Raw genomic sequence first — 25,297 nt, forward strand, 5'->3', positions numbered from 1 at the left:
CTACACGGAGCGGCCGGCGGCCCGACCGGCCTCCAACCGGGCCACCGGCACCCGGAACGGGGAGCAGGAGACGTAGTCCAGCCCCACCTGGTGGAAGAAGTGCACCGAGGCCGGGTCGCCGCCGTGCTCACCGCACACTCCGAGCTTGATGCCGGGCCGCGCGGCGCGGCCCTCCTCGGCGGCGATGCGGACCAGGCGGCCCACCCCGTCCACGTCCAACGACTCGAACGGCGACACACCGAACACGCCCTTCTCCAGGTAGGCGGAGAAGAAGGACGCCTCCACGTCGTCGCGGGAGAAGCCCCACACGGTCTGGGTGAGGTCGTTGGTGCCGAAGGAGAAGAAGGCGGCGTGCTCGGCGATCTGCCCGGCGGTGAGCGCCGCGCGCGGCAGCTCGATCATGGTGCCGACCGGGAAGTCCAGCTCCACGCCGCTCTCCTCCCCCACCTCGCGCAGGACGCGCAGCGCGTCGTCCCGGATGATCTCCAGCTCCTGCACGGTGCCCACCAGCGGGATCATGATCTCGGGCCGGGGGCGACCGCCCGCCCTGATCCGGTCGGCCGCGGCCTCGGCGATGGCCCGCACCTGCATCGTGAACAGCCCCGGCACGACGAGGCCGAGGCGCACCCCGCGCAGCCCCAGCATCGGGTTCTGCTCGTGGAGCCTGTGCACGGCCTGGAGGACCCGCAGGTCGTTCTCGTGGCTCTCCCCCCGCGCCTCGGCCACGGCCACGCGCACCGAGAGCTCCGTGATGTCGGGCAGGAACTCGTGCAGTGGCGGGTCGAGGAGCCGGACCGTGACGGGCAGCCCGTCCATGGCCTCCAGGATTCCCCCGAAGTCCTCGCGCTGGAGGGGCAGCAGGGCGTCCAGCGAGTCCTGCTGTTCGTCGGGGGTGTCGGCCAGGATCAGGCGCTCGACGAGCTGGCGGCGGTCGCCGAGGAACATGTGCTCGGTGCGGCACAGGCCGATGCCCTGGGCGCCCATGCGGCGGGCGCGGGCGGCGTCCTCGGGGGTGTCGGCGTTGGCGCGCACGTAGAGGCGGCGGGCCGCGTCGACGTAGTGCATGAGGCGGTGCACGGAGCGCACGAGGTCGTCGGCCTGGTCGGAGGCGGGGTCGATCTCCCCCTCGAAGTAGCGGACCACCGGGGAGTCGACGACCGGCACCTCACCGAGGTAGACCCGGCCGCTGGTGCCGTCGATGGAGATGACGTCACCCTCCTCGATCACCTCGCCGCCCGGGGCGGTCATCCGACGGTTCTTGGTGTCGATGTCGAGTTCCTCGGCCCCGCACACGCAGGTCTTGCCCATCCCCCGGGCGACCACGGCGGCGTGCGAGGTCTTGCCGCCCCGGCTGGTGAGGATGCCCTCGGCCGCGATCATGCCCTCCAGGTCGTCGGGGTTGGTCTCACGGCGGCAGAGGATGACCCGCTCCCCGCTGCGCGACCACTTGACGGCCGTGTAGGAGTCGAAGACGGCCTTGCCGACGGCGGCGCCCGGGGAGGCGTTCATGCCGCGCCCGAGGCGGTGGACGTCCTCCCCGGCGGCGGCCTCCTCGTCGAAGCGGGGGAACATCAGCTGGGCGAGCTGGTCGCCGGTGACGCGCTGGACCGCCTCGTCCAGACCGATCATGCCCTGGTCCACGAGCTGGTCCGCGATGCGGAAGGCGGCCGCGGCGGTGCGCTTGCCCACGCGGGTCTGGAGCATCCAGAGTCGGCCGCGCTCGATGGTGAACTCGATGTCGCAGAGGTCGCGGTAGTGGTTCTCCAGGGTGTCCATGATCCCCAGGAGTTCCGCGTGGCTGTGGGGGTCGATCCGCTCCAGCTCCGTGAGGGGGACGGTGTTGCGGATGCCCGCCACCACGTCCTCGCCCTGGGCGTTCTGGAGGTAGTCGCCGTAGACGCCGGTCTGCCCGGTGGCGGGGTCGCGGGTGAAGGCCACGCCGGTGCCGGAGTCCATGCCGAGGTTGCCGAAGACCATGGAGCAGATGTTGACGGCGGTGCCGAGGTCGGCGGGGATGCGCTCCTGGCGGCGGTACAGGACGGCGCGGGGGGCGTTCCAGGAGTCGAAGACGGCCCTGACCGCGAGGTTCATCTGTTCGCGGGGGTCGGCCGGGAAGGGGCTCCCGGTCTGTTCGGTGACGATCTCCTTGAACCGTTCCACCAGCTGGCGGAAGTCGGCGGCGTCCAGGTCGAGGTCGTCGGTGATGCCCTTGGCGGCCTTGAGTTCGTCGATGGCCTCCTCGAACAGGTCGCCGTCGATGCCCTGGACGGTCCTGCCGAACATCTGGACGAGGCGCCGGTAGGAGTCCCAGGCGAAGCGCTCGTCGCCGCCCTGGGCGGCCAGGCCGACCACGGACTCGTCGTTGAGGCCGATGTTGAGGACCGTCTCCATCATGCCGGGCATGGAGAAGCGGGCTCCGGACCGCACGCTCACCAGGAGGGGGTCGTCGGGTTGGCCGAGGCTCCGCCCCATGGCCTTCTCCAGGTCCCTGAGGTCGGCCTCGATCTCGGCGTCGAGCCCGTCGGGGACGGCGCCGTTCTCCAGGTAGTGACGGCACGCCTGCGTGGTGATGGTGAAACCGGGAGGAACCGGGAGACCGATGTTGGTCATCTCGGCGAGGTTGGCCCCCTTGCCGCCGAGCAGGTCCTTCAGGTCCTTGTTGCCCTCAGTGAACTTGTAGACGTACTTGGTCACGGGGGTGCTCCCTCGTTCTCTCGCGGCCGTCGGCGTGGGGTCGGCCCCTGTTGGGCGCGACCCTATCCACAGTCCGCACAAGCGACCCTCCATGAACCACCCTGTTTCGGCATAGTGCCTGTTCATGGACGCCAAAGAGGTCTATACCAATGGTCCAGAAGCAGAACAGGCCACCCACCCGCGAGAACGGGACTCCAGGAACTCCACCGAGGACGTCGACGCTGGTCACGCCTGCTCGACCACCGCCCCCATCCGGAGCCGGACGGGCGCGGGCGGCCCACACCGTGGCGCGACCAATCCCCCGACAGGCCCCCTCTCCCGGGACGCACTGTGCCGCGCGACACAGGATTACCATCAAGTAACCTACGCATCCGTAAGTTAGGCTTCTCGGTGTGGCCCGCCAGGGAGCGGGGTCGCCGGATCTGAAGGGTGTGAACGGTGTCGAAGGCGCGGGAGACAGGGAGCGTGCGAGCAGCCGCTGCCGCGGGGGACCTACTGGAGGCGGTCAAGCCCAGGCTCCGGGGATGGCTCCATCTGGGCACCGCACCGCTCGCCCTGGCGGCGGGCATCGTCCTGGTGGCGCTCTCCCCCACCGCACCCGCCATGGCGGCCAGCGCGGTGTACGCGCTCAGCTCGGTGCTGCTGTTCAGCACCTCGGCCATCTACCACGTGGGCCGCTGGTCACCACGGGCCCAGAAGGTCCTGCGCCGCATGGACCACTCGAACATCTACCTCATCATCGCGGGCACCTACACGCCGTTCATCATGCTCGTGCTGGAGGGCACCCTGCGCACGGCCATGCTCGCGCTGGTCTGGGGCGGGGCGATCGCCGGGGTCGCGTTCAAGCTCCTGTGGCTGAACGCTCCGCGCTGGCTCTCCACCGCGCTCTACCTGGCCATCGGCTGGGTCGCGGTGCTGTTCATCCCGGACCTGGTCAACGGCACCCACCCGGCCACCTGGATCCTCATCCTCGTGGGCGGCGTGCTCTACAGCGTCGGCGCCGTGGTCTACGGGCTCAAGCGGCCCGACCCCGCGCCCCGCTGGTTCGGGTTCCACGAGATCTTCCACTCCCTGACCATCGCGGCCTTCGTCTGCCACTACATCGCGGTCTCGTTCGTCGTCTACACGGCCACCTGATCCCGGCCCGGCCTCCCACCCCGGCGTGACCTGGGCGGGAGGGCCGCGACGTGCTCAGACCAGTCCGTGGATCTCGGTGGTGCCGGGGATCGCGAGCGCGATCACCCCCGGCGCGGGGACGAACGGAGCGAGCTCGTCCCTGTCCCCCAGCGATACGCCGTCGGCCCACACCGGGACCTCCCCCGCGACGGCCTCACCCGGGACTCCGGTCCCACGGGGGACCGGAACGACCGCGTACTCGACCTTGTCGATGGCGTGCCTCTCGCTCTGCAGAGGAAGGTAGCGCGCGGAGAAGGCCAGGAGCACGTCCTCGGCGACGAGGAGGTGCTCCACCGTGTGTCGGCCGGGAACCGTCCACCCCTCCCCCTCCTGCTCGGGAAGGTCGAAGGCGAGCTCGGTCTCCCCGTTCACACCGTCGATCCGGTAGCCGATCTCCTCGCGGTCCCGGCACGCGCCCTCGAACTCGAGGGACAGGTGCTGACCGGCCATGGCGGCGGTGCCGACCACGATTCCGGGCTCGGCACCCCGGCACTCCGGCGCCGACTGGGATGCCAACGGCTCACCGGACTCCGGGTCCAGGATCACCCTGTGGGCCAGATGGAGGTAACGATCCTCCTCCTCGTCGGTCCCGTAGCGGTAGCCGACATGGAAACCGACCAGCGAGGCGTCCCAGGCCGCGCGCACGACCACGGACGGTGACCGTTCGGCAGCGGAGACGTCCTGTTCGTAGTGCCACAGATCGTCCCCATTCGCGGGATCGAATGCCCACAGTCGTACGACGGCGTCCTGCCCGCTCTCGTTCCACCGGGCGCCGCTGAGGTGATCCACCTCCCCGCACCACAGGGCCCCCACGACGGCGCCGGACGTCGTCACCGTGTGGTTCGGCATGTCGTGGGGGTCCTGGTTCGGCAGGACGCACTCCGAGGGGAGGTCCCGCGACCACAGAGGCAGGCCCGTCCGCGCGTCGAACCCGAGGACGGCCGCCCTGGTCCAGGTGACGAGGGTGTCGTCCGTGACGGTCGGGGTCGCGCCTTCCCACGACGCCGGTCTCACCGTCTCGAAGTGCGGCTCGCCGGTGAGGGCGTCCAGGCTCACGATGGCGACCCTGGCAGGTGATCCGGAGAACGACTCCAGGAACACGGTCCCTCCGTCCGGGCTCACCCCCACCCCGTGCATGGAGGCGTCCTCACTTCTGAGCCGGTAGGACCACCGCTCCTCGCCCGTGGGACCGTCCAGCATCACCAGGCTGTCCTCCAGCTGGGCGAGCACACCGTGGCCCGCCGGGAACGCGGCCCTCACGAAGGTGCCCTCCGGGGCCCGCCACGTCCAGCTGCCCCCGGTGACCGTCGAGGGCACCGGGGCGGGGGCGCCACCGGCCTCCACGACGACGGACTCGGCGTCGAACCGGAACGGAGGCGCTGGGAGCGGGATCAGTGCCGTGACCGGCCGGACCGCGACGGCCACCAGGGCCAGGGCGGCGACCGCGCCCGCTCCGACCCCGCGCGCGACCCGCCGGGGCCCCCGGACGGCCGAGCGCGTGGACGCGCTCGGGTCTCCACCGTCGGACACGTGGGAGACGACGACGGACACTGGCACGGTGAGGCCCACCAGCACGAGGGCGAGGAGGTACACGACGTCGGCAAGATACGCGGGTGAGAGCTCGCTCTGGATCACACGTGCGGCGTTGAGCCACTGGAACGGGGCCAGACCCAGCGCGATCGCCCCCACAAGGAGGGCGAGGATGTAGCGGATCCGGATCTCTTGGGGGCGCCTGTCCCACACCAGGAAGATCAGTGCGGCGACGACCACGGCGGGCCCGAACAGTCGGGCCGGGAACGGGGTGAGTTCGGACAGGCCGATGGGCGAGGGGACGGCCAGAAGGAGGAGAACGGCGCCGCTGACGGCACCCGCTCCGGCCAGGGGGGAACGAGAGAAGGGCACCACGGGAGTATGGCAGCGGCCCCTGGCAGCGGACCTCGGCGGTACCGCCCTTCGGCCCGTGCTCCGCACGGCCGGGGCGCTCGCCTCGGTGGCCGGGCTCGGGGCCGGCCACCGATCGCAACGGTCAGGCGAAGACGAACAACGGCGGGAACACCAGCACCACCACGGCGACCCACACCGCGTAGACCGGCAGGTAGGTGGTCTGCCACCGCTCGACGGCGGCGAACGGCCGTGTGCCCCGCACGAAGCCCAGCAGCAGCCAGGCCGACCACGCCAGGTGCACCAGCAGCACGAGGTTCAGGCCGAGGGCAGCCGTCTTGTTGGCCGTGAAGCCGAACTCCGCGATCCGGGTGAGCATGGCCGTCAGGGCGACGGCGTTCACCGCCAGCGCTGTGCCCACCAGGGCCAACTGGAGCCAGTCGAAGACCCCCGGCCGCAGCAGCGGGTCGCGCGCCGAGATCGAGTAGAGCAGCAGGAACAGGACCAGCACCAGGACCGCGTCCATCACGATCAGCAGTTCGCGGTCGACCCTGGCCAGGGGCCTGTTCACCAGCAGCGCGGCGAGGTCCGCTACCAGCATCAGCAGCGCCAACGGGGTGAAGACCTTGGCCAGGACCGGCGTGATGTTCTCCACCACGCTCTTCTTCGCCTCCACCAGCCACGCGGCCACCAGCACCGAGCCCGGCACACCGACGGGCAGGAGCCAGGCCGCGAAGAACGGGGTGATGTCCACGTCGGCCAGGCCGAGCACCGCGACGGTCAGGCCCACCAGGACCATGGAGCCGAGGGCGATCAGCACGAGGTACATCACGAGCTCGCCGGTGAACCGCACGAAGTCCATCCGCCGCTCGTGGGAGCGCCACCGGCCACCCGTGTGCAGTACGCCCACGAGCAGCCACAACAGGACCGGCGCGTGTGTCAGGGCGAGGACGGCGGTCATCCCGGGCAGGGGGAAGGGCCCGGGGGACTCCTGGAACGGGTAGAGGTTCACAGCCAGGGCCGGGACCGCCGCGAGCGCCGCCGTCACGGCGCCCACCTGCCAGGGCGCGCGGCGCTTCCAGGCGAACCACCCCGCCAGGAAGGGCAGGATCACGAAGGGGAGGTTGCGGGTCACCACCATCCCGTCGTCGACCGTCACCTCCAACAGCTTGACCGCCAGCCCCGCGCCGAGCGCGAAGAGCAGCGTCACCCCGAGCTCGCGCCAGCGTGAGCCGCCGGTCTCCTCCTCGGCGTCGGGGACCAGGACCAGCTGCTTCCAGAGCCGGTGGGAGTGTTCCCGCGCGAACTCCCGCGAGACCGCGTCCAGGCCGCCCATGCGCTTGACCGCGACCAGGAAGGCCTCCTCGCTGTCCAGACCACCCGACTCCAGCTCGGTGATCTGTTCGCGCAGGTGGTCCTCCATCTCCTCCACGTCCGGCGCCGAGATGACCCGACGGCGCGTCACGAAGCCGCGCCACTGGTCGATCTGCTCCTCCAGCACGTCACCGCGTGCGCCCTCGACCGTCACGCGAACCCCCCTGCCGACTCCGGGCCCGGGTACTCGGGGCGTGGAACCGCCTCCCAGACCCGCCGGAGCGCCTCCTCGACCACGCTCCACTGCTCGCGCCGCTCGGCCAGGGCCTCCAGCCCCGCCTCGGTGATCGCGTAGTGCTTGCGGCGCCTGCCCGCCTCCGACCGGCCCCAGGAGGCCCGGACGAGACCGTTGCGCTCCAGCCGGTGCAGCAGCGGGTACAGCATCCCGTCGGTCCAGTTCATGCGACCGTCGGAGAGCTCGTTGACGCGCTTGACGATCGCGTAGCCGTAGGACTCGCCCTCGGACAGGATTCCCAGAACCATCGGGGTGGCCGAAGCGGCGACCAGGTCCTTGTCTATGTGCATGCGTGTCCTCGTACCTCGGTGTTCCGACCCGACGAACCCTAGCAGCTCTAGGCATAGCTGTTCTAGGCATGAATCCGGGCATGGTGGTACCGCGCACGAGCGGGCTCACGGTCGTCACGATTTACTCACGCGATGGGACAAGCGGGCCGAAACCGCCCCACCACCCCTCGGGGCTGGCGTTAGGTTGAGAACCGGTGCTCCGGCCGTGTGCGGCCGGGGCGTCGAAGAGGCGGTCGGAAACCACATCCCCCCGGGTCCGGCCGTCTCTGCTGTCGAGCCCCCTTCCGCTAGGCTCCCCCACGATGAGCGGCGCGAACTTCCTCCAGCTCCACACCCTCGACGTCCCACGCGGCCGACGGGTGAGCTGGCTCGTGGAGCGGGTCCGGACCGCCCTCCGGGACGGCCGCGTGGAACCGGGCACCCGTGTGCCACCCACCCGTGCGCTGGCTGAGGAACTGGGCGTGGCCCGGGGAACCGTGGTCGAGGCCTACCGCAGACTCACCGAGGAGGGCCTGCTCACCGCCAACAGGGGCGGCGGCACCGTGGTGAGCGCGAGCCCACCGCCGCCGACCGCGTTCAGGTCGCGGGAGCCGAGGGCCGAGCCGGACCTGCTCGACATCTCCACCGGCACCCCCGACCTCAGCGCCTTCCCCCGCGCGGCCTGGCTCCGGGCGGAGGAGGGCGTCCTGTCCGGGTCCGACGGTCGCGCGCTCACCTACGCACCGGCCCAGGGCACGCTCGCGCTCCGCACCGAACTCTCCTCCTGGCTGGCTCGCAGCCGAGGCGTCCTCGCCCCTCCCGACCGGATCATCGTCACCGGCGGCGTCACCGGGGCGCTCGCCCTCCTGGCCCGCGTCCTGCACGACCGGGGGCGCGGGACCGTCGCGGTCGAGGACCCGGGCGCCGAGGGCAACCGCCGCATCCTCGCCCACTGGTCGACCCCCACCGTCCCGGTCCGTGTCGACCAGGAGGGACTGGTGGTGCACGAGCTCGCCGCGAGCGGGGCCCGGACCGCACTCGTCACCCCCGCCCACCAGTTCCCCACGGGGGTGGTCCTCTCACCCGCCCGCCGCCGCGCCCTGCTGACCTGGGCGGTGGAACGGGACGGGCTGGTGGTCGAGGACGACTACGACGCGGAGTACCGGTACGACCGCCGCCCCGTGCGCGCGCTGCACAGCATGGCCCCCGAGCGCGTCGCCCACGTGTCGAGCCTCTCCAAGACCCTCGGGCCGGGGCTGCGGCTCGGCTGGCTGGTCGCCCCGTCCGACCTCCACGACGACCTCGTCCGGGCCCGCTGGGGCACCGACCTCGGCTCCCCCGTGCTGCCCCAGTTGGCGTTGGCCGAGCTCCTGCGCTCCGGAGCGTTGGAACGGCACCTGCGCACCATGCGGACCCGCCACCGCAGGCGTCGGGACACGGCCGTCCGGGCCGTGGCCGAGCACCTCCCCGGAGCGGTGGTCGAGGGGGTGGCCGCCGGAATCCACCTGCTGGTCCTGCTTCCGGAGCACGTGGACGACGCCGTCCTGGCCGAACGCGCCCGCGAGGAGGGGATCAGGGTGGAGCCGCTGTCGTCCCTACGCGCCGTCCCGGGGCCGCCGGGGGTGGTGGTCTCCTACGGAACCCATCCGCCCGCGCGGCTGGCGGCGGCGATCGCCGTGCTCGGCGGACTCCTCCGCCGCCCCTGAACGGCGCGATCCCGCCCCGGGGGTCTCAGACCACCAGGGCGAGGTGGGCGGCCATCGCGACGAAGCACAGCGCGACGACCCTGCCGACCACCCTCATCACCCCCGGACGGGCGGCCACGCGCTCGCTGACCAGGGCCGCTCCCAGACCGTAGCCGACGAAGACCACCAGGGTGACGGCCATGAACACGGCGCTGAGCAGGACCATCCGCTGGAGTGCCTCCGGCGCTCCCGTGTCCACGAACACCGGCAGGAAGGCGAGGAAGAAGACGCTCAGTTTGGGATTGAGCAGGTTCACCAGGAGGGCACCGGTGAGGGTCGCCCGGTACGAGGGTGCCGTGCTCCCGCCCGACGGTTTCAGGGCTCCCGTCCCCGTCCAGCTCCCCCAGGCCATGTACAGCAGGTAGGCCACTCCCAGCCAGCGGACGGCGGCGAAGGCCACGGGGCTGGCCGCGAGCAGCGCGGCCGCGCCGGTCAGCGCGAGGAGCACGTGCGGCAGCAGGCCCAGGGTGCAGGCGACCGCGGCCACCACCCCCGCTCGCGCTCCCCTGGAGAGGGAGGCGGCCAGGGTGAACACCACGCCGGGTCCGGGCGTGAGGGTCAGAACGAGGGACGTCAGAAGGAACTCGGTGGTCACTCCCCCACCCTCGCGCCAGCATGGTCTGGTCGGAAGAGCCAAACCGGGACGCTGTGAGTGGTCCAAATCTTCCCGGGCGGCGCCAACGCCGAACGGCCGCCCCTCCCCGGGTCGGGGAAGGACGGCCGCGGGTGTCGCGGGCTCCGGCGCTAGCAGCCGGGCAGACGCTCCAGCAGGTACATCTCCACGCGGTCCAGGGACACGCGCTCCTGCGACATGGTGTCGCGCTCGCGCACGGTCACCGCGTCGTCCTCAAGGGTGTCGAAGTCCACCGTCACGCAGAACGGGGTACCGATCTCGTCCTGACGGCGGTAGCGGCGGCCGATCGCGCCCGCGTCGTCGAACTCCACGTTCCAACGCTTGCGCAGCAGCGCGGCGAGGTCGCGGGCCTTGGGCGAGAGGTCGGCGTTGCGCGAGAGCGGCAGGACGGCGGCCTTGACCGGCGACAGGCGCGGGTCCAGGCGCATCACGGCGCGCTTCTCCAGCTTGCCCTTGGCGTTGGGCGCCTCGTCGACGTTGTAGGCGTCGAGCATGAACGTGAGCACCGCCCGGTCGACACCGGCCGCGGGCTCGATGACGTAGGGGATGTAGCGCTCGTTGTTCTCCTGGTCGAAGTAGGACAGGTCGACACCGGAGGCCTCGGCGTGCGTCTTGAGGTCGTAGTCCGTCCGGTTGGCGACGCCCTCCAGCTCGCCCCACTCGCTGCCCTGGAAGTTGAACCGGTACTCGATGTCCACGGTCCGCTTGGAGTAGTGGGAGAGCTTGTCCTGGGGGTGCTCGTACAGCCGCAGGTTGTCCTTGGCGATGCCCAGGTCCAGGTACCACTGGTGGCGCTGGTCGATCCAGTACTGGTGCCACTCCTCGTCACTGCCCGGCTTGACGAAGAACTCCATCTCCATCTGCTCGAACTCACGGGTCCGGAAGATGAAGTTTCCGGGGGTGATCTCGTTGCGGAAGGACTTGCCGATCTGGCCGATGCCGAAGGGGACCTTGCGGCGGGCGCTCTGCTCGACGTTCTTGTAGTTGATGAAGATGCCCTGCGCCGTCTCCGGACGCAGGTAGGCCAGGCCCTTCTCGTCCTGGACCGGGCCCAGGTAGGTGCGCAGGAGGCCGTTGAACATCCGCGGCTCGGTGAAGGAGGCCTTGGCGCCGCAGTTGGGGCAGGCGATCGCGGCCAGGCCGTCGGCGGGCTCCTTGCCGTGCTTCTCCTCGTAGGCCTCGATGAGGTGGTCGGCCCGGAAGCGCTTGTGGCAGGACTGGCACTCGGTGAGCGGGTCCACGAAGGCCGTCACGTGGCCGGAGGCCTCCCAGACCTCGCGGGCCAGGATCACGCTGGAGTCGAGGCCGACGATGTCGTCCCGCTCCTGCACCATCGAACGCCACCACTGGCGCTTGACGTTGTTCTTCAGCTCCACGCCCAGGGGGCCGTAGTCCCAGGCGGCGCGCAGACCTCCGTAGATCTCACTGGAGGGGTAGACCAGACCTCGGCGCTTGGCGAGGTTGACCAGTGCGTCCATTGCCTCTGACTTGGCGGCCATGGGTGACTCTCCATCCGGCTGGCGGTCGGTGGATCGCTGTTCGCGATACATCGTCGGTTCTGTGGGGAGGCGGTCCGCGCGCGGAGCCACGGGTGTGGCGCTCCGGGAGACCGCTTCCCACCAGGCTAGAGCAATCCGGAGGCGGGTGCGCACTCTTTGTGCGGGGCCCGCCCGGTCCCCTGTCGGAGGAGGGCTCCGGGTGTCAGGACGGCGCCTCACCGCCGGTGAGGATCTCGAAGGCGGTGGGTTCGTCGATGGCCCGGGAGAGCAGCGGGACGGCGGTGACCTTGACGTCGAAGTCGGACAGCGCCCGCCGGTAGAACCCGGCACCGTCCCACTCGGTGACCACGGTCCACAGCGTGGGTTCGTCGGCGGCGCGGCCGATGCGGTGGCACCGGAACCCCGGACGCTGGGCCAGGACCGCCACGGCGGCGTCGGCGTCGGTTCGGAAGGCCTCGGTGTCGGCCTCGGGCACGGAGTATCGGGTGATGACGATCACCCGACCATTGTGGCGCAGACACGGGAGTGGGCCGCCCCGGAGATGCTCCGGGGCGGCCCACTCTCCGGTCACCGTTCCTTGCCGAAGACGCGGTCCACGACCCTGGCGGAGGCGTGGCCGTCGTCGAGGGGGCAGAACTGGTCCACGAACGACCGGTAGGAGGCGGCGCTGCGCCCGGCGACCTCGTCGATGTCCAGCAGGGACTCGATGACGTCGTCGGAGCGGGTCAGCAGCGGTCCGGGCGCGGTCTCCTCGAAGTCGAAGTAGAACCCGCGCAGGTTGTCCCGGTAGCTCTCCAGGTCGTAGGTGAAGAAGAGCATGGGACGGCCCGTGTTGGCGAAGTCGAACATCATCGACGAGTAGTCCGTGATCAGCACGTCGGTGATCAGGAAGAGCTCCATGATCTCCGGGTACAGGGACACGTCGTGGACGAAGCCCTCCCCCACGATCGGGACGCTGTCCACCACGCGGGGGTGGCGGCGCACCAGCAGCACGTGGTCGTCACCGAGCTTCTCGTACATGCGGCGCAGGTCCAGGTGCAGGTCCAGCTTGTGCTTGCCGCGCGTGTAGTACTTGTCGTCCCGCCAGGTGGGCGCGTAGAGGACCACCTTCTTGCCCTCGGGCAGGCCGAGCAGGCGCCGGGTGCGCTCCGCGATGGCCTCGCGTTCCGGTGAGAAGAAGATGTCGTTGCGCGGGTAGCCGGTCTCCAGGACCTCGCCCTCGAAGCGGAAGGCGCTGCGCAGGATCGGCGTGGCCCAGGGGCTCGGGGAGACCAGGTAGTCCCACTGCCGGGTCTCCCACGCGAGCTTGTCGAAGTAGTCGCGCGACTTGCCCCGGATGTTCTCCACGTCGAAGCCGATGCGCTTGAGCATGGACCCGTGCCAGGTCTGCACGACCACCTGGTCCGGGTGGCGGTGGAACCAGGCGGGCTGCCGGGAGTTGCTGACCAGGTACCGGCTGCGGGCCAGTTCCCGGAAGTACTCCTCGCCCTTGTGCCGGACCGGGGTGAGGCCGTCGGGCAGACGGACCTGTCCGTCCGCGACCAGCCAGGACATCGGGTAGTCGGCCCACTGGTCGCGCTTGCGCAGCTCGGCGTAGAGGCTCTGCGGGCTGTCCGAGTACTGGCGCCCGGTGTAGGTGTCGAAGAGGATGCCCTCGGTGACCGGTTCCGCGCGCTGGGCCGGGTAGAAGGTCTCGCGGAGCTCGCGCTGGGCGAAGGCGCCGCGTTCGGCGGGGCGCAGGTCGGTGCCGACCTGGAGCACGGGGATGCCGCGCCCCTGGTAGGAGAGCGTGTAGGAGCGCTCGGGGCTCTCCGTCTCGATGGGCAGGTCGTGGATGAGCGCGTCGGTGAACTCCACGCCCACGTCCACGCTGGAGGACTCGTCGCCCTCTCCTGTGGCCTCCTCGCTGACCCGCGCCCACAGTTGGTAGGAGCCGGTGGACAGGGACAGCTCGCCGGACAGGGTGGCGATGCGGGAGGGGTCGAACCGGGCGGTGAACCGGTTCCCGGACCGCTCCACGGTGAGCTGGTGCTCCTCGTCACGGCCGCGTGCCTTGGCCACCACGCTCAGTTCGTTGCCCGGGGAGAACTCGCCGCCGAGGACCAGGACCCGCTCCTGCCACTCCGCCCGGTCCACCCAGGGGTGGGCCCGGCCGGCGCGCAGTTTGAGGTGTCCGGTGAAGGTGCGCTGCACCGCCAGCTGCTGCTGCGCGCCCTCGGAGTCGTAGGCGGTGGTGCGGACCTCGTCGGGCAGGACCAGGGGGACGGTGCGCTGGTCGGCGGTGACCAGGTGGGCGTCCCACTCCTCCTGGCGGATCACGCCTCCGCACTCGCTGAGGCTGCGGGCGAAGAGTTCCTCGGCCCGCACCCTGGCCTCGAAGCGGCCGCTCTGGATGGTGACCGGGTAGCTGAGCCGCGCCGTGCCGGGACGGCGCACCAGCCGGAGCTCGGTGGCCTCGGCGGCGGGCGCGGACAGCAGTTCGCCGCCCAGGGTGAGTTCGGCGGTGCGGACGTCGAAGTGGTGCTCGGTGACCTGGGCGCGCGCGGGTTCGACGGCGATGACCAGGTGCCGGTCCCGGTTCCAGTGCGGGCGTACCCACACGTCGTCGCCGACGCTCTGGTACCCGGGCCGCTCGGGCGGGCCGGGGACCGGGCTGGAGACGATGCGGCGGCGAGCCAGGCTGCGGTTGAACACCACCAGCTCGATCTTCCACTCGCCGGGCTCCCAGCCGCCGGAGCCGCGCAGACGGCGCGGGTCCACGACGACGGTGAAGCCGCCGTAGTCGTGGCGGGCGGAGTCGGGGAGGTCGGGCAGCCGGTACTCGGCGGCCAGACGGGTCCGCACGGGGACACGGACGCGGCGCTTGGTGGCGGTGTTGACCACGAAGGCGACCACGTGCTGCTGCCAGCGCTTGCGGGCCCGCAGGTTCCGGATACCGATCCGCCCGCTGACGTGCAGTCGACCGTCCTCCCAGTGGATGTCCTCGGTCTTCTGCCGGACCTTGATCTCGTCCTCGAGGCGGTAGATCTCCTTGGGGACCGCCTTGGCCGGGTCCTTCGCCTCGAAGAAGGGGTAGCGGACGTAGTAGCCGAGCCCCTGCCGGACGACCGTGGCCTTCTTGATCTCGACGCTCTTGGCGAAGGTGGCGACCTCCAGCACGTCGTCCAGGCGCCGCTTGCGCACCAGGTGGTACAGGAGGCGGTCCAGCACGTTGAGGCCGCGCAGGAGGCTGTCCGGGACGTGGTCGAGGTAGGTGTTGAGCAGGTCGAGGACGGTCTCGCGGACCTCCTGGTCCGCGTCGTCGAGCCGCAGGAGGAGGCGGTGGAGCTCGCCCTGGAGGCGGATGCGGTCCCACAGTTCGCGGTCGGCGGTGGTGAGGTCGGCGCCGAGTTCGCGCATGGTGGTGACGCGACGCGTGAGTGCCGCGCTCTCCAGGGGTGTGACCTTCTTCTCGCGTTCGCGCATCAGCAGCACGGGGGCGGGCAGGACGTCGACTGCCTGGGCGAGCAGGGTCGCGCGGCCGATGGCGAGGTCGGTGTCCTCCCTGGCCACGGCGTGGTCGGGCAGGGAGTCCCAGAACTCCCGGCGCCAGAGGCGGTTGCCCAGGGTGGCGTCCGCGATCAGGCCGGGGACCGCCCTGGGGTCCTCGGCGAGCCGCTGGCGGCCGAACTTGCGGTGGGCCTTGGAGGGCGCGGCGCCGAGTTCGTTGAACTGGTGGACGTTGCCGATGACCAGGTCGGAGCGGGTGTCGGCCGCGCTCTGGGCCAGGTGGGCGAGCGCGTAGGCGGTCAGCGCGTCGGAGCCGGTGAGGAAGAGCAGGTGGCTGCCGGTGGCGGCGGCGGCCCCTCGGGAGCGTGCCCTGGCGTGGTCCGGGGCCGGTTCTCCGGTGAGGAGGGTGACGCGCAGTCCGGCGGGCGGTGTGGCCGCGAAGGCGGTGGCGGTGGCCAGCCCGTCCTCGCGCGCGGACTCGACGGCCTCGTCCCCCTGGTCGTTCTCCTCCGGGACGGACTCGTCGGAGGCGTCGGCGGCGGTCGCCTCGTCGTCCCCGTTCGTGTCCGGGTCGGTGGTCCCGGGGTCGGCCGGTGTCGGTCCGGCGTCGCCGTTGGTGGTTCGGACCGGCGCGAGGACGACCTCGACGTCCGGCTGTGCGGCGCCCTCGCGCGCCGCCGCCCCGGTCTGGCTCTCGTCACGTTGACGGGCCAGCGAGTCGAGGCAGTTCTGCAAGTGTGGTTCGGTGACGTCGAACGTCACGACGACTGTGGGTTCGGGCACGGAAGTTGACACCCTCCGGAGGGTTCGTCTCTACACGACGTGCGGGCACCGTGGTGCGGACGGTCCGCATGGAACAGACGGCCAGTAACTGAATGTAGACGGTTCACGACCCGTCTCGTGTCGAACCCGGAACAGTCGGGGGTGCGGGTACGAGGGGAGATGCGCGGCGTTCGCCGCGCCTGTGCCCGGCGCTGTGCCAGGGCCCTGCACTAGGGTCTGATCCAGGATTATCACAGGCCCCGGGACACGGTGCGCACACCGACCACCCCCGAGGCGTCCGGGCGGGGGTGCGAGGACGTCGCGGAAACCGGGACACAGCGAAGAGGAACAGGCGGCGATGGCCTCTCCCGAGCACGAGGACGAACAGCGACGGCCCTCCTACGGGCGGCCCCTCCCCCCGGGTGACTCCCTGTTCACCCCGGGCGCGGGGAGGTTGCGCGGCGAGGTGGAGCGGAGGAGCGCGGTACCGCTGGTGTGGCTGCACCAGCGGCCGGGGTGGCTCCCGCCGGTGGTGTTGGGGGCGCTGTTCCTCGCGGGGCTGATGGCCCCGGGTTGGCTGGGTGCCCCGTGCCTGTTGCTGGTGGCGGCGGCCTTCGGTTGGTTGGCCTTCCTGACCTGGCCCTCGCTCCAGCGGCAGCAGCGGGTGCCCCGGGTCCTGATGATCGTGGTGGTGCTGGTGTTGGCTGTGGCGAGGGTGCTGGGCTTCTGAGGACAGGAGGACTCCCGCCTCCCTTGCCAGTTTTGACAATCATTTTCGTTTTCGTGATAATGAAGTAGTGTCTGCCCAGTTCACGGAGGACGGGGCTCCGAGCCCCGACACCCCGCCCGCCTTCCAGGCCGTCGACGCGCACGCCGCCTACGACGGCGTCACCGTCCTCGACGGCGTGAGCCTCGACGTCCCCGCGGGTCAGACCATGGCCGTTCTCGGACCCAACGGTTCGGGCAAGTCCACGCTGATGCGCGCGATGCTCGGCATCGTGCCCCTCACCTCCGGACGGATCCTCCTCCACGGGACGCCGCTGCGCCGGTTCCGGGACTGGCGGCGGATCGGCTACGTCCCCCAGCGGCTCACCGCCGGGGGAGCCGTGCCCGCCACCGTGCGCGAGATCGTCGCCTCCGGGCAGGTCGCCCGGCGCCGCCGCCTCTCCCTGCCCACGCGGGCCGACCGCGCCGCCGTCGACGACGCCCTCGCCACCGTGGACCTGTCCGACCGCGCCGGCGACGCCGTGCGCGAGCTCTCGGGCGGCCAGCAGCAACGGGTGCTGATCGCCCGCGCGCTGGCCGGACGCCCGGACACCTTCGTGATGGACGAGCCCATGGCCGGGGTGGACGCGGAGAACCAGCGCGCCCTGGCCCGCGCCATCACCCACCTGCGTGACCAGGGCAGCACCGTGGTCCTGGTGCTGCACGAGCTGGGCCCGCTGGAGGAGGTCATCGAGCGCGCGGTCGTGCTGGAGCACGGCCGGATCGTGCACGACGGCCCGCCGCCCGAGGCCACCGGCGAGTGCGCGCGCCCCGGGCACGAGCACCAGCATCCGCACCCCGACCCCAACGATCCCGACCCCGCGCACGCCACCGCGCCCTCGGAGATGGTCCGCCTGGAGGTACCCCGCCGTGACTGAGCTGCTCCAGTACGAGTTCATGCGGCGCGCGCTGCTCGCCGCGGTGCTGGTCGGCCTGGTCACCCCGGTCATCGGCACCTTCCTGGTCCAGCGGCGGCTCGCCCTGCTGGGCGACGGGATCGGTCACGTGGCCCTGACCGGTGTGGCCCTGGGCCTGCTCACGAGCACCTCACCGGTGCTCACGGCGGCGGTCGTGGCCACGCTGGGCGCCATCCTGATGGAGATGGTCCGGGTGCGCACGCGCACCAGCGGCGACGTGGCGCTGGCGCTGCTGTTCTACGGAGGCATCGCGGGCGGCGTGCTGCTCATCGGGCTGACCCCGGGGGCGAGCAACGCCACGCTCACCTCGTACCTGTTCGGTTCGGTCAGCACCGTGGGCGAGCAGGACATCTGGATCGTGGGCGTGCTCGCGGTGGGCGTGCTCGCGGTGCTGGCCGTCTTCGGCCGGGAGCTGTTCGTGCTGTGCCAGGACGAGGAGGTCGCCAGGGCCCACGGGTTGCCGGTGCGCTTCCTGAGCATCCTGCTGGCGGTGACCGCGGCGCTGACCGTGGTGATCGCGATGCGCGTGGTGGGTGTGCTGATGGTGAGCGCGTTGATGATCGTCCCGGTCGCCGCCGCGCAGCAGCTGAGCCGCAGCTTCCGGGTGACGATGGGGTTGGCGGTGCTGATCGGGCTGGTCTCCTCGCTCGGCGGGCTGACCACGGCCTTCTACTCCGACCTCGCGCCGGGGGCCACGATCGTGCTGCTCGCCCTCGCCGTCTTCTGCCTCGCCGTGTTGGTCGGCGGGGTCATGCGCCGCGTGACCAGGCGGCGGACACCGGCACCCCTGCATCCCGTGGCGGAGGGTCCGGCGGATACGATGCCCCAGACAGATCGGGGGAGGGTGACACCATGAGCACACGTCGCGAGGCCGTCCGTCAGGCACTGACCGAGTCCTCCGGTTTCCGCAGCGCGCAGGACCTGTACGCGGACCTGCGAGCCGACGGTTCCAAGATCGGCCTGACCACCGTGTACCGGGCCCTCCAGGCCCTGAGTGACTCGGGTGAGGTCGACGTCCTGCGCACCGACGACGGCGAGGCCGTCTACCGTGCGTGCGACACCGAGAGCCACCACCACCACCTGGTGTGCCGTACCTGCTCCACCGCAGTGGAGATCGAGGGTCCCACCGTGGAGCGGTGGGCCGCCGAGGTGGGGGCCAAGCACGGCTTCACCGGGGTGACGCACACGGTCGAGGTGTTCGGCACCTGCGGCACCTGCTCGCGGCGTCTGGCCCAACAGGGCAGCGCACAGCAGGTCTGACCGACGACGCCCGAGGGCCCCGCGCGATCGCGCGGGGCCCTCGTCGTGTGTCGGCCCGCTCACGGACCGCCCGGGGGCGCGGGAGGGACGGAGCGCACAGTGCACACGGTCTCCACCCGGTGGTTACCGACTGGTAGCCAAGTCGTGTCGTGCCTCGGCCAGGCTGTGCCTTCGTGTACAGACGAACCACGGCCGCGCTGCTGACCGCGCTGCTGATCTCCCCGCTCCTGCCCGCCAGCCCCGCCTCGGCCCAGGAGGGCCGGGCCGACCCCCGCATCGTCACCCACAACGCCTTCCTCCTCCCCAAGGCCCTCTACCCCAACTGGGGGCAGGACGTCCGCGCCGACCTGACCGTCGAGGACGGTCTCCTCTCCGGCCAGGACGTGGTGGTGCTCCAGGAGCTCTTCGAGAACTCCAGCGCCGACCGCCTGCGCACGGGGCTGGCCGAGGAGTACCCGCACGGCACCCCCGTCGTGGGCCGTTCCCAGGCCGGGTGGGACCACACCACCGGTTTCCGGAACGAGACCGTCACCAACGGCGGCGTCAGCGTGCACAGCGTCTGGCCGGTCGTCCGCGCCGAACAGCACGTCTTCTCCCGCGCCTGCGGGGCCGACTGGTTCTCCAACAAGGGCTTCGCCTACGTGGAGCTGGACACCCCGGACGGTCGCCTGCACGTGGTGGGCACACACATGCAGTCCGAGGACGGCGCCTGCCGGTCCGGCGAGGACGCGCGCGTCCGGGAGAGCCAGCTCGACCAGATCGTCGCGCTGCTGGACTCCAAGGACATCCCCGACGACGAGCGGATCTACCTCGCCGGTGACCTGAACATCGTGGGCGGCGGCGCCGAGTGGGAACGGGCCGTCGACCGGCTGGACGCCGTGGCCCCGGAGTACACCGGCGACGTGCCCTCCTGGGACCCCGCGGGCAACTCGATCGCCGCCCACGACTACTCCGGCTGGGACGGTCAGCAACTGGACCACGTCCTGCCGATCCGCAACGGCGCCGCCCCGACGTCCTACGTGAACGAGACCCGCGCGGTGAAGAGCGAACCCTGGACTGTACGCTCCTGGGGCCGTTCCCACACCTACGACGACTACTCGGACCACTACCCGGTGTTCGGTTCCACCCCGCGCCCCTGACCCCCGGCGGGAGAAGCACCCTCGACAGACCCCCGTCCCCTGGGGGAACCTGGGAAGGAACGCCGTTGGGCCACTGGACCAAGCATCCGAAGAAGGAGGGCGAGGAGGCGCTCCGGCTGATCGCGGAGCTCGGGTGGCGAATCGAGGACCCGCCCACCTACTACACGATCAAGTGCCCCTGCGGAGCCCACCAGCGACAGGTCCACCTGTCGCCCTCCAACCCGAACTACTGGACCCAGACCGTACGCTTCGTGAGACGAGTGTGCCCGCCCGAACAGCAGGAGGACGTGTGAGCGTGCGGACCGCCACCCAGTTGTCCCTTCAGTTCCGGCTCGGCACCGACCCCGCGAGCACCCCGGAGATGGTCCACGCGCACGGGGAGACCGTGATGCGGGAGCTGCTCGAACTCGAACGGCACAACCCCGACTTCACCGACTCCACCGTGAGCACCGACGCCCTGGAACGGACCGTCACCGTGGAGATCCTGGTCCTGGACGAGGGCGATCCACCGCGGGTGCTGCGCCGGGCCCTGGACCTGATCCGCACCGCGATCCACGCGGCGGGCGGCGCCACCCCGAACTGGCCGGTCGACGACCAGCCGAGCCGGGTGAACATGGCCGCCGCCCAGAACCTGGTCACGGCCACCTGAGTCCACGCGCGAGGCCCCGCCGCTCCGTGCGGCGGGGCCTCGCGGTCAGCGTGCCCCGGGGGTCAGCGACCGTCCCGGGACCGGTCGCAGCGTTCCAGGGTGGGCCGCTTGGCGTCGACCCCGTCACCCGAGGAACGGCCGGTCAGGCGCCGGTGGATCCACGGCACCAGGAACTCCCGGGCCCAGTGCAGGTCCTCCTGGCGCGCCGTGCGCCAGTCGCGCGGCTCCGGCGCCGGGAAGGGCTCGTCCCAGTCGGAGTCCACCGGGAGGCCCAGGACCTCGCACACCCGCAGGGCGAGCCTGCGGTGCCCCTCGGAGGACAGGTGGAGGCGGTCCCAGTTCCAGGCCTGGGCGTCCGAGAACACCTTCATGCTCCACACGTCGACGACGTCGCACCCGTACCGGTCCGCGACGGCGCGCATGTGCATGTTGTAGGTGGCGATCTTGCCGCGCAGGTGGCGCATGACCGGCTGCCAGTTGGTGTCGAAGCCGGTGAAGATGACCACCCGGGCGCCGGTGGCGCGCAGGTCGGCCACCATCGACTCGAAGATGGCCACGACCTGGTCCGGGTCACTGCCGGGCCGGATGATGTCGTTGCCGCCCGCGCACAGGGTGACGAGGTCGGGCTTCATCTCGACCGCGCGCGGCACCTGTTCGTCGCGGATCTGCGCGATCAGGCGTCCCCGGATGGCGAGGTTGGCGTAGCGGACCTCGGGCACGTGGTCCGCCAGGTGTTCGGCCACGCGGTCGGCCCAGCCCCGGTAGCGGCCGTGGGGCACGCTGTCGCTGTCCGGGTAGGGGTCGCTCATGCCCTCGGTGAAGCTGTCCCCGAGGGCGACGTAGGACAGGATGTCCTTGCTTTTCAGGTCACCGGGAGATCCGGTCGGCACACCGCTCATGGTGTTCGATGATGCAACTCGAAGCCACGGTTACGCGACAGTAGGTTGTGGTTTCGTCGCGTTTTGGGGCAGAGCTCACACCATGAGCGGTGTGCCCGGAACGGTGTCGGAGGAGCGGCTCAGCGGTCCTTGGTGAGCGGGGTGAGCACGGGACGCTTGGCGGTCACCGTGTCTCCCGAGGACTTCCCCGTGAGGCGGCGGCCGATCCACGGACCCAGGGAGTCCTTCACCCAGTGCAGGTCGTCCCGGCGCGCCTCGGTCCAGCTGACCGGTTCCGCCTCCGGCCACGGCTCGTCCCACCGCTCCCCGGTGGGCACGCCCAGGACCTCGGCCACGCGCAGTGCCAGGCGGCGGTGGCCCTCGGGCGACATGTGCAGCCGGTCCTCGTCCCAGGCGCGGGGGTCGGTGAGGACGTCCATGGACCACTGGTCGACCAGGAAGCAGTCGTAGCGGTCCGCGATCGCGCGCACGTTCAGGTAGTAGCGCGCGAACGGCCCGATGGTGCCGCGCATGTACCCGGAGGAGACGTTCACGCCGGTGAACAGGACCACCTGGCTGCCCTGGGCGCGCAGGCGGGACACGGTGTGGTCGAGGATCTTCGCCAGGCGCTCGGGGTCCCCGGCCGGACGCAGGATGTCGTTGCCGCCCGCGCACAGGGTGACCAGGTCCGGCGCCATCTCCAGGGTGGGCGGGATCTGGTCGGTGACGATCTGCCGGATGAGCTTGCCGCGCACGGCCAGGTTGGCGTACTCGATCTCGCCCACGTGGTCGGCCAGGTGCTCGGCCAGTCGGTCCGCCCAGCCACGGAACACACCGCTGCCGTCCGGGTGGGGGTCGCCCACTCCCTCGGTGAAGCTGTCCCCGACCGAGACGAGTGACATCCCCGGCCTGACCAGTGCTTCGTCGGTCCGCTCCATCACTTTCCCCCCTCCGCGACCGGGTTGGGCACGGCGCCGCCGTACCGACGGTCCCGGCTCGCGTAGATCTCACAGGCCCGCCACAGGTCGCGGCGGTCGAAGTCGGGCCAGAGCGTCTCCAGGAAGACGAACTCGGCGTAGGCGGACTGCCAGAGGAGGAAGTTGGACAGCCGCTGCTCACCGGAGGAGCGCACGAACAGGTCCACCGGAGGCACGTCCGGGGCGTACAGGTGCTGGGAGAGGGTGTCCTCGGTGATCTTCTCCGGGGAGATGCGCCCCTCGGCGGCCTGGCGGGCCAGCTCGCGGGCGGCGTCGACGATCTCGGCCTGACCCCCGTAGTTCACGCAGAACTGGAGGGTGAGCCGGGTGTTGTCCCGGGTCATCTCCTCCGCGTCCTTGAGCTCCTTGATGACGCTCTTCCAGAGCATTCCGGGGCGCCCGGCCCACTTGACGCGCACGCCCCGGGCGTGGAGCTCGTCGCGGCGGTTGCGGATCGTGTCGCGGTTGAAGCCGAGGAGGAAGCGCACCTCGTCCGGCGAGCGCTTCCAGTTCTCGGTGGAGAAGGCGTAGGCGGAGAGGTTGGGGATCCCCATCTCCAGGGCGCCCTCGATCACGTCGAAGAGCGAGGACTCACCGGCCTTGTGCCCCTCGGTACGCGCCAGACCGCGTTCCTTCGCCCAACGACCGTTGCCGTCCATGACCACGGCCACGTGCCGTGGCACCAGGTCGGCCGGCACCTCCGGGGGCCGGGCGCCGCTCGGGTGCGGGACGGGCGGGGTGTGGTCCGGCTCGCGCCGTCCACCGTTGTCGAAGCTGAACAGACTCAAGAACGCTCCACATGGCGCAGTGATCGGATTCCGTTTTCCAGGTGCCACTGTAGGTAGGCCGCGACCAGCCCGCTGCACTCGGAGCGCTGCCTACCGTCGCTGGCGTCCGCGCTGTCCCAGTCGCCCCCGAGCAGCGCCGACATGAGCCGGAGCGTGTCGGGCGCGGGATGCGTGGAACCGTGGGGACGGCACACCGAGCAGACCATACCCCCGGCGTGCACCGCGAACGCACGGTGCTCCCCCCGGCTCGCGCAGCGGGCGCACTCGGTGAGGGCGGGCGCGTACCCGGCCACCGCCAGGGAGCGCAGGAGGTAGGCGTCCAGGACCAGGCGGGAGTCGTGGCTCCCCTCCCCCAGGGTACGCAGGGCACCGATGAGCAGGAGGAACTGGCGCAGGGCCGGGTCCTTCTCCACCGCCACGATCTTCTCGGCGGTCTCCAGCATGGCGGTGGCGGCGGTGTAGCGGGAGTAGTCGGAGACCACGGCGGCGCCGTAGGAGCGCACGGTCTCGGCCTGGGTGATGACGTCGAGGGTCCGGCCGGTGTGCAGCTGGAGGTCGACGTGGGTGCACGGTTCCAGGCGGGCGCCGAAGCGCGACTTGGTCCGGCGCACGCCCTTGCCGACGGCGCGGACCAGACCGGTCCGCCGGGTCAGGAGGGTGACGATGCGGTCGGCCTCGCCCAGTTTCTGGTTGCGCAGGACGACGCCCTCGTCGCGGTAGAGACTCACCCTCCCATTGTCGCGGATGGCACCGACCGGACCGGGTCCACCGTGTCCGCCTCCCCGGGCCGCCATGACGCGCACCACCCTGAACAGGTTTATTACGGTTTGGATTCCCTTTTCTCAGCATTTGCTCTACTCTCACGCGCTAGGGCCTGACGGTTTCGGTCCCGCCGCCCTTCCCTCGCGGCGCCGACGACCGTGACCGTAACCCCAGGTGGGTGCCCGAGGAATTCCCCAACCCGGAAGGCAGAGCGATATGGCGCGAGGTCGTCGAGGCAGACGCAGGACGAGCGCCCGCGAACAGCGCTCGGTCCGTGCGGCACGACGCGGGAGGGTGCCGGTCGTGGCCGCCATGGTGGCGGTCCCGGTGGGGCTGACCCTGGCCGGCGCACTGGTGCTGGCCGGGACCGGTGACCCGACGGGCCCGGCGGACGGCACGGCCGCCGCCGACGCGGGCGGGGTCGGGAGCTCGGTGAGCGACGACGCCAACGCCCCGGGAACGGACGCGGAGGACGACTTCTTCGACGAGCCCACGGCGACGCCGAGCGCCGCCGAGCCCCAGGGGGACGGCGGCCCGAGGACCTCCACGGTCACCGCGTCCTCCTCCGCCGAGGAGGCCGAGGAGTCGGCGCCCGAGGACGGCGGGAGCGGTGGCGGAGGCGGAGGCTCCGACGACGGTGGCGGTGGGAACGGCGGCGGAGGGGGCGGTGGCCCGTCCACCGGAGGTCCGCAGGCCACCGCCGTGGTGACCCTGGTCAACAGTGAGCGCGCCGCCAACGGATGCGGTGCCCTGCGCGTGGACTCCAAGCTGACCTCCGCCGCTCAGGAGCACAGCGAGGACATGGACGCCCGCGACTACATGGCCCACGACAACCCCGACGGCGAGGGTCCGGGCGACCGGGCGGAGCGGCACGGCTACGGCTCCTGGGGCGCGGAGAACGTCGCCAAGGGTCAGACCAGCGCGGAGCAGGTCATGGACGCCTGGATGAACAGTCCCGGGCACCGGGCCAACATCCTCAACTGCGACCTGGTCGCGATCGGGGTCGGTGAGTCCGGCAACGCCTGGACGCAGAAGTTCGGCTACCAGTAGCCCGACCCGAAACGACGGGCCGCGTCCCCTGGGGCGCGGCCCGTCGTCGTGTGCGGGAGCGTGTTCCGGCCGACGCCCCTGGGGAGGAGAAGGAAGCCGGAACGGTTCGGCGGAGAGCGTGAAGGCCCGCGGACAGCGGCGCGGCGTCGAGTCGCCGCGTGGCCGCCGGGCCCTCTCCGGGTGTCCCGCTCGGCCGCCCGGGGACCCTGGGGCTCCGCTGGACGATCTCTCGGCGCGTGGGGGGCTCTCGGCACAGGGGGGGGAATGTCGGCGTTCCGCCGCAGGGCCCGCCACGGGTTCCCCACACGCGGGACGGGGCCCGCGACGCGTGTCGCGGGCCCCGTCCTCCCAGTG

Annotated in this window: 22 protein-coding genes; 10 read left to right on the forward strand and 12 right to left on the reverse strand. The window is 71.3% G+C overall.

The window, feature by feature from the left end; genetic code table 11:
* Window positions 1-2,694: a pyruvate, phosphate dikinase gene (gene ppdK / locus ACRWK8_RS19195; RefSeq protein ID WP_431871962.1), complete on the reverse strand. Its 2,694-nt coding sequence runs from the start codon at window positions 2,692-2,694 to the stop codon at window positions 1-3.
* A 465-nt stretch (window positions 2,695-3,159) separates the two neighbouring features.
* Here ppdK and trhA point away from each other — a divergent pair, with 465 nt between their 5' ends.
* A complete protein-coding gene (gene trhA, locus ACRWK8_RS19200; protein ID WP_378741142.1) occupies window positions 3,160-3,831 on the forward strand; it encodes a PAQR family membrane homeostasis protein TrhA in 672 nt (223 codons plus the stop codon).
* 54 nt (window positions 3,832-3,885) lie between these two features.
* On the opposite strand, the gene ACRWK8_RS19205 is transcribed toward trhA, so the two are convergent.
* The 3 genes from ACRWK8_RS19205 to ACRWK8_RS19215 all read right to left on the reverse strand — a co-directional run bounded on the left by ACRWK8_RS19205 (window position 3,886) and on the right by ACRWK8_RS19215 (window position 7,650).
* Window positions 3,886-5,772: an outer membrane protein assembly factor BamB family protein gene (locus tag ACRWK8_RS19205; protein ID WP_431871964.1), complete on the reverse strand. Its 1,887-nt coding sequence runs from the start codon at window positions 5,770-5,772 to the stop codon at window positions 3,886-3,888.
* 124 nt (window positions 5,773-5,896) lie between these two features.
* Window positions 5,897-7,279 (reverse strand): permease prefix domain 1-containing protein, encoded by a 1,383-nt coding sequence (locus ACRWK8_RS19210; protein ID WP_431871966.1) that lies wholly within the window; start codon window positions 7,277-7,279, stop codon window positions 5,897-5,899.
* Window positions 7,276-7,650, reverse strand: coding sequence for a PadR family transcriptional regulator (locus ACRWK8_RS19215; RefSeq protein ID WP_431871968.1), 375 nt, complete (start codon window positions 7,648-7,650; stop codon window positions 7,276-7,278). Before ACRWK8_RS19215 ends, ACRWK8_RS19210 begins: the two co-directional genes overlap by 4 nt.
* Before the next feature lie 302 nt (window positions 7,651-7,952).
* Between ACRWK8_RS19215 and pdxR the strand changes: the two genes are divergently transcribed.
* Window positions 7,953-9,335, forward strand: coding sequence for a MocR-like pyridoxine biosynthesis transcription factor PdxR (gene pdxR, locus ACRWK8_RS19220; protein WP_431871970.1), 1,383 nt, complete (start codon window positions 7,953-7,955; stop codon window positions 9,333-9,335).
* Between the two features lie 25 nt (window positions 9,336-9,360).
* Here pdxR and ACRWK8_RS19225 read toward each other — a convergent pair whose 3' ends face one another.
* The 4 genes from ACRWK8_RS19225 to ACRWK8_RS19240 form a co-directional block, all read right to left on the reverse strand.
* A complete protein-coding gene (locus tag ACRWK8_RS19225; protein WP_431871972.1) occupies window positions 9,361-9,969 on the reverse strand; it encodes a LysE family translocator in 609 nt (202 codons plus the stop codon).
* Between the two features lie 149 nt (window positions 9,970-10,118).
* On the reverse strand, window positions 10,119-11,507 hold the full coding sequence (locus tag ACRWK8_RS19230) for a glycine--tRNA ligase (RefSeq protein ID WP_378741130.1): 1,389 nt from the start codon (window positions 11,505-11,507) through the stop codon (window positions 10,119-10,121).
* A gap of 202 nt (window positions 11,508-11,709) precedes the next feature.
* Window positions 11,710-12,006 (reverse strand): antibiotic biosynthesis monooxygenase, encoded by a 297-nt coding sequence (locus ACRWK8_RS19235; protein WP_378741128.1) that lies wholly within the window; start codon window positions 12,004-12,006, stop codon window positions 11,710-11,712.
* 68 nt (window positions 12,007-12,074) lie between these two features.
* Window positions 12,075-15,779, reverse strand: a complete 3,705-nt coding sequence (locus tag ACRWK8_RS19240; protein ID WP_378741126.1) for a CDP-glycerol glycerophosphotransferase family protein — start codon at window positions 15,777-15,779, stop codon at window positions 12,075-12,077.
* A gap of 337 nt (window positions 15,780-16,116) precedes the next feature.
* Between ACRWK8_RS19240 and ACRWK8_RS19245 the strand changes: the two genes are divergently transcribed.
* From ACRWK8_RS19245 to ACRWK8_RS19275, 7 genes are all read left to right on the forward strand, one after another.
* Window positions 16,117-16,488 (forward strand): DUF6703 family protein, encoded by a 372-nt coding sequence (locus ACRWK8_RS19245; protein ID WP_431871975.1) that lies wholly within the window; start codon window positions 16,117-16,119, stop codon window positions 16,486-16,488.
* 67 nt (window positions 16,489-16,555) lie between these two features.
* The gene (locus ACRWK8_RS19250; RefSeq protein ID WP_378741122.1) at window positions 16,556-17,401 is read left to right on the forward strand and encodes a metal ABC transporter ATP-binding protein; all 846 of its coding nucleotides are present in this window, start codon (window positions 16,556-16,558) and stop codon (window positions 17,399-17,401) included.
* Entirely contained in the window at window positions 17,394-18,296 is a 903-nt protein-coding gene (locus ACRWK8_RS19255; protein WP_378741120.1) for a metal ABC transporter permease, read from the forward strand. The genes ACRWK8_RS19250 and ACRWK8_RS19255 overlap by 8 nt, the downstream gene beginning before the upstream one ends.
* Complete coding sequence (locus ACRWK8_RS19260; RefSeq protein WP_378741118.1) at window positions 18,293-18,700, forward strand: Fur family transcriptional regulator; 408 nt, start codon at window positions 18,293-18,295, stop codon at window positions 18,698-18,700. The genes ACRWK8_RS19255 and ACRWK8_RS19260 overlap by 4 nt, the downstream gene beginning before the upstream one ends.
* Before the next feature lie 173 nt (window positions 18,701-18,873).
* Window positions 18,874-19,839 (forward strand): sphingomyelin phosphodiesterase, encoded by a 966-nt coding sequence (gene sph, locus ACRWK8_RS19265; RefSeq protein ID WP_378741116.1) that lies wholly within the window; start codon window positions 18,874-18,876, stop codon window positions 19,837-19,839.
* A 65-nt stretch (window positions 19,840-19,904) separates the two neighbouring features.
* The gene (locus ACRWK8_RS19270; protein WP_352388362.1) at window positions 19,905-20,132 is read left to right on the forward strand and encodes a hypothetical protein; all 228 of its coding nucleotides are present in this window, start codon (window positions 19,905-19,907) and stop codon (window positions 20,130-20,132) included.
* A complete protein-coding gene (locus ACRWK8_RS19275) occupies window positions 20,129-20,488 on the forward strand; it encodes a hypothetical protein (protein ID WP_352388364.1) in 360 nt (119 codons plus the stop codon). Before ACRWK8_RS19270 ends, ACRWK8_RS19275 begins: the two co-directional genes overlap by 4 nt.
* A 62-nt stretch (window positions 20,489-20,550) precedes the next feature.
* Here ACRWK8_RS19275 and ACRWK8_RS19280 read toward each other — a convergent pair whose 3' ends face one another.
* The 4 genes from ACRWK8_RS19280 to recO form a co-directional block, all read right to left on the reverse strand.
* Window positions 20,551-21,387: an SGNH/GDSL hydrolase family protein gene (locus ACRWK8_RS19280; RefSeq protein ID WP_378741114.1), complete on the reverse strand. Its 837-nt coding sequence runs from the start codon at window positions 21,385-21,387 to the stop codon at window positions 20,551-20,553.
* A 119-nt stretch (window positions 21,388-21,506) separates the two neighbouring features.
* The gene (locus ACRWK8_RS19285) at window positions 21,507-22,304 is read right to left on the reverse strand and encodes an SGNH/GDSL hydrolase family protein (protein ID WP_378741112.1); all 798 of its coding nucleotides are present in this window, start codon (window positions 22,302-22,304) and stop codon (window positions 21,507-21,509) included.
* Window positions 22,304-23,131 carry an isoprenyl transferase gene (locus ACRWK8_RS19290; RefSeq protein ID WP_431871980.1) on the reverse strand — a complete coding sequence of 276 codons (828 nt, stop codon included), beginning with the start codon at window positions 23,129-23,131 and terminating at the stop codon, window positions 22,304-22,306. The genes ACRWK8_RS19285 and ACRWK8_RS19290 overlap by 1 nt, the downstream gene beginning before the upstream one ends.
* A complete protein-coding gene (gene recO, locus ACRWK8_RS19295; RefSeq protein ID WP_378741108.1) occupies window positions 23,128-23,859 on the reverse strand; it encodes a DNA repair protein RecO in 732 nt (243 codons plus the stop codon). The genes ACRWK8_RS19290 and recO overlap by 4 nt, the downstream gene beginning before the upstream one ends.
* Before the next feature lie 337 nt (window positions 23,860-24,196).
* Between recO and ACRWK8_RS19300 the strand changes: the two genes are divergently transcribed.
* Window positions 24,197-24,943, forward strand: a complete 747-nt coding sequence (locus ACRWK8_RS19300; RefSeq protein ID WP_431871982.1) for a CAP domain-containing protein — start codon at window positions 24,197-24,199, stop codon at window positions 24,941-24,943.
* The last annotated feature ends 354 nt before the right edge of the window (window positions 24,944-25,297 follow it).

The organism is Nocardiopsis eucommiae (assembly GCF_965344335.1).
Taxonomy (GTDB): Bacteria; Actinomycetota; Actinomycetes; order Streptosporangiales; family Streptosporangiaceae; genus Nocardiopsis; species Nocardiopsis eucommiae.

Excerpts from the sequence above, each read along its gene's own strand:
- ACRWK8_RS19280 (WP_378741114.1), bottom strand. The coding sequence starts at position 21,387 with ATGAGCGGTGTGCCGACCGGATCTCCCGGTGACCTGAAAAGCAAGGAC.
- ACRWK8_RS19215 (WP_431871968.1), bottom strand. The coding sequence starts at position 7,650 with ATGCACATAGACAAGGACCTGGTCGCCGCTTCGGCCACCCCGATGGTT.
- pdxR (WP_431871970.1), top strand. The coding sequence starts at position 7,953 with ATGAGCGGCGCGAACTTCCTCCAGCTCCACACCCTCGACGTCCCACGC.
- ACRWK8_RS19230 (WP_378741130.1), bottom strand. The coding sequence starts at position 11,507 with ATGGCCGCCAAGTCAGAGGCAATGGACGCACTGGTCAACCTCGCCAAG.
- ACRWK8_RS19260 (WP_378741118.1), top strand. The coding sequence starts at position 18,293 with ATGAGCACACGTCGCGAGGCCGTCCGTCAGGCACTGACCGAGTCCTCC.
- ACRWK8_RS19285 (WP_378741112.1), bottom strand. The coding sequence starts at position 22,304 with ATGGAGCGGACCGACGAAGCACTGGTCAGGCCGGGGATGTCACTCGTC.
- ACRWK8_RS19245 (WP_431871975.1), top strand. The coding sequence starts at position 16,117 with ATGGCCTCTCCCGAGCACGAGGACGAACAGCGACGGCCCTCCTACGGG.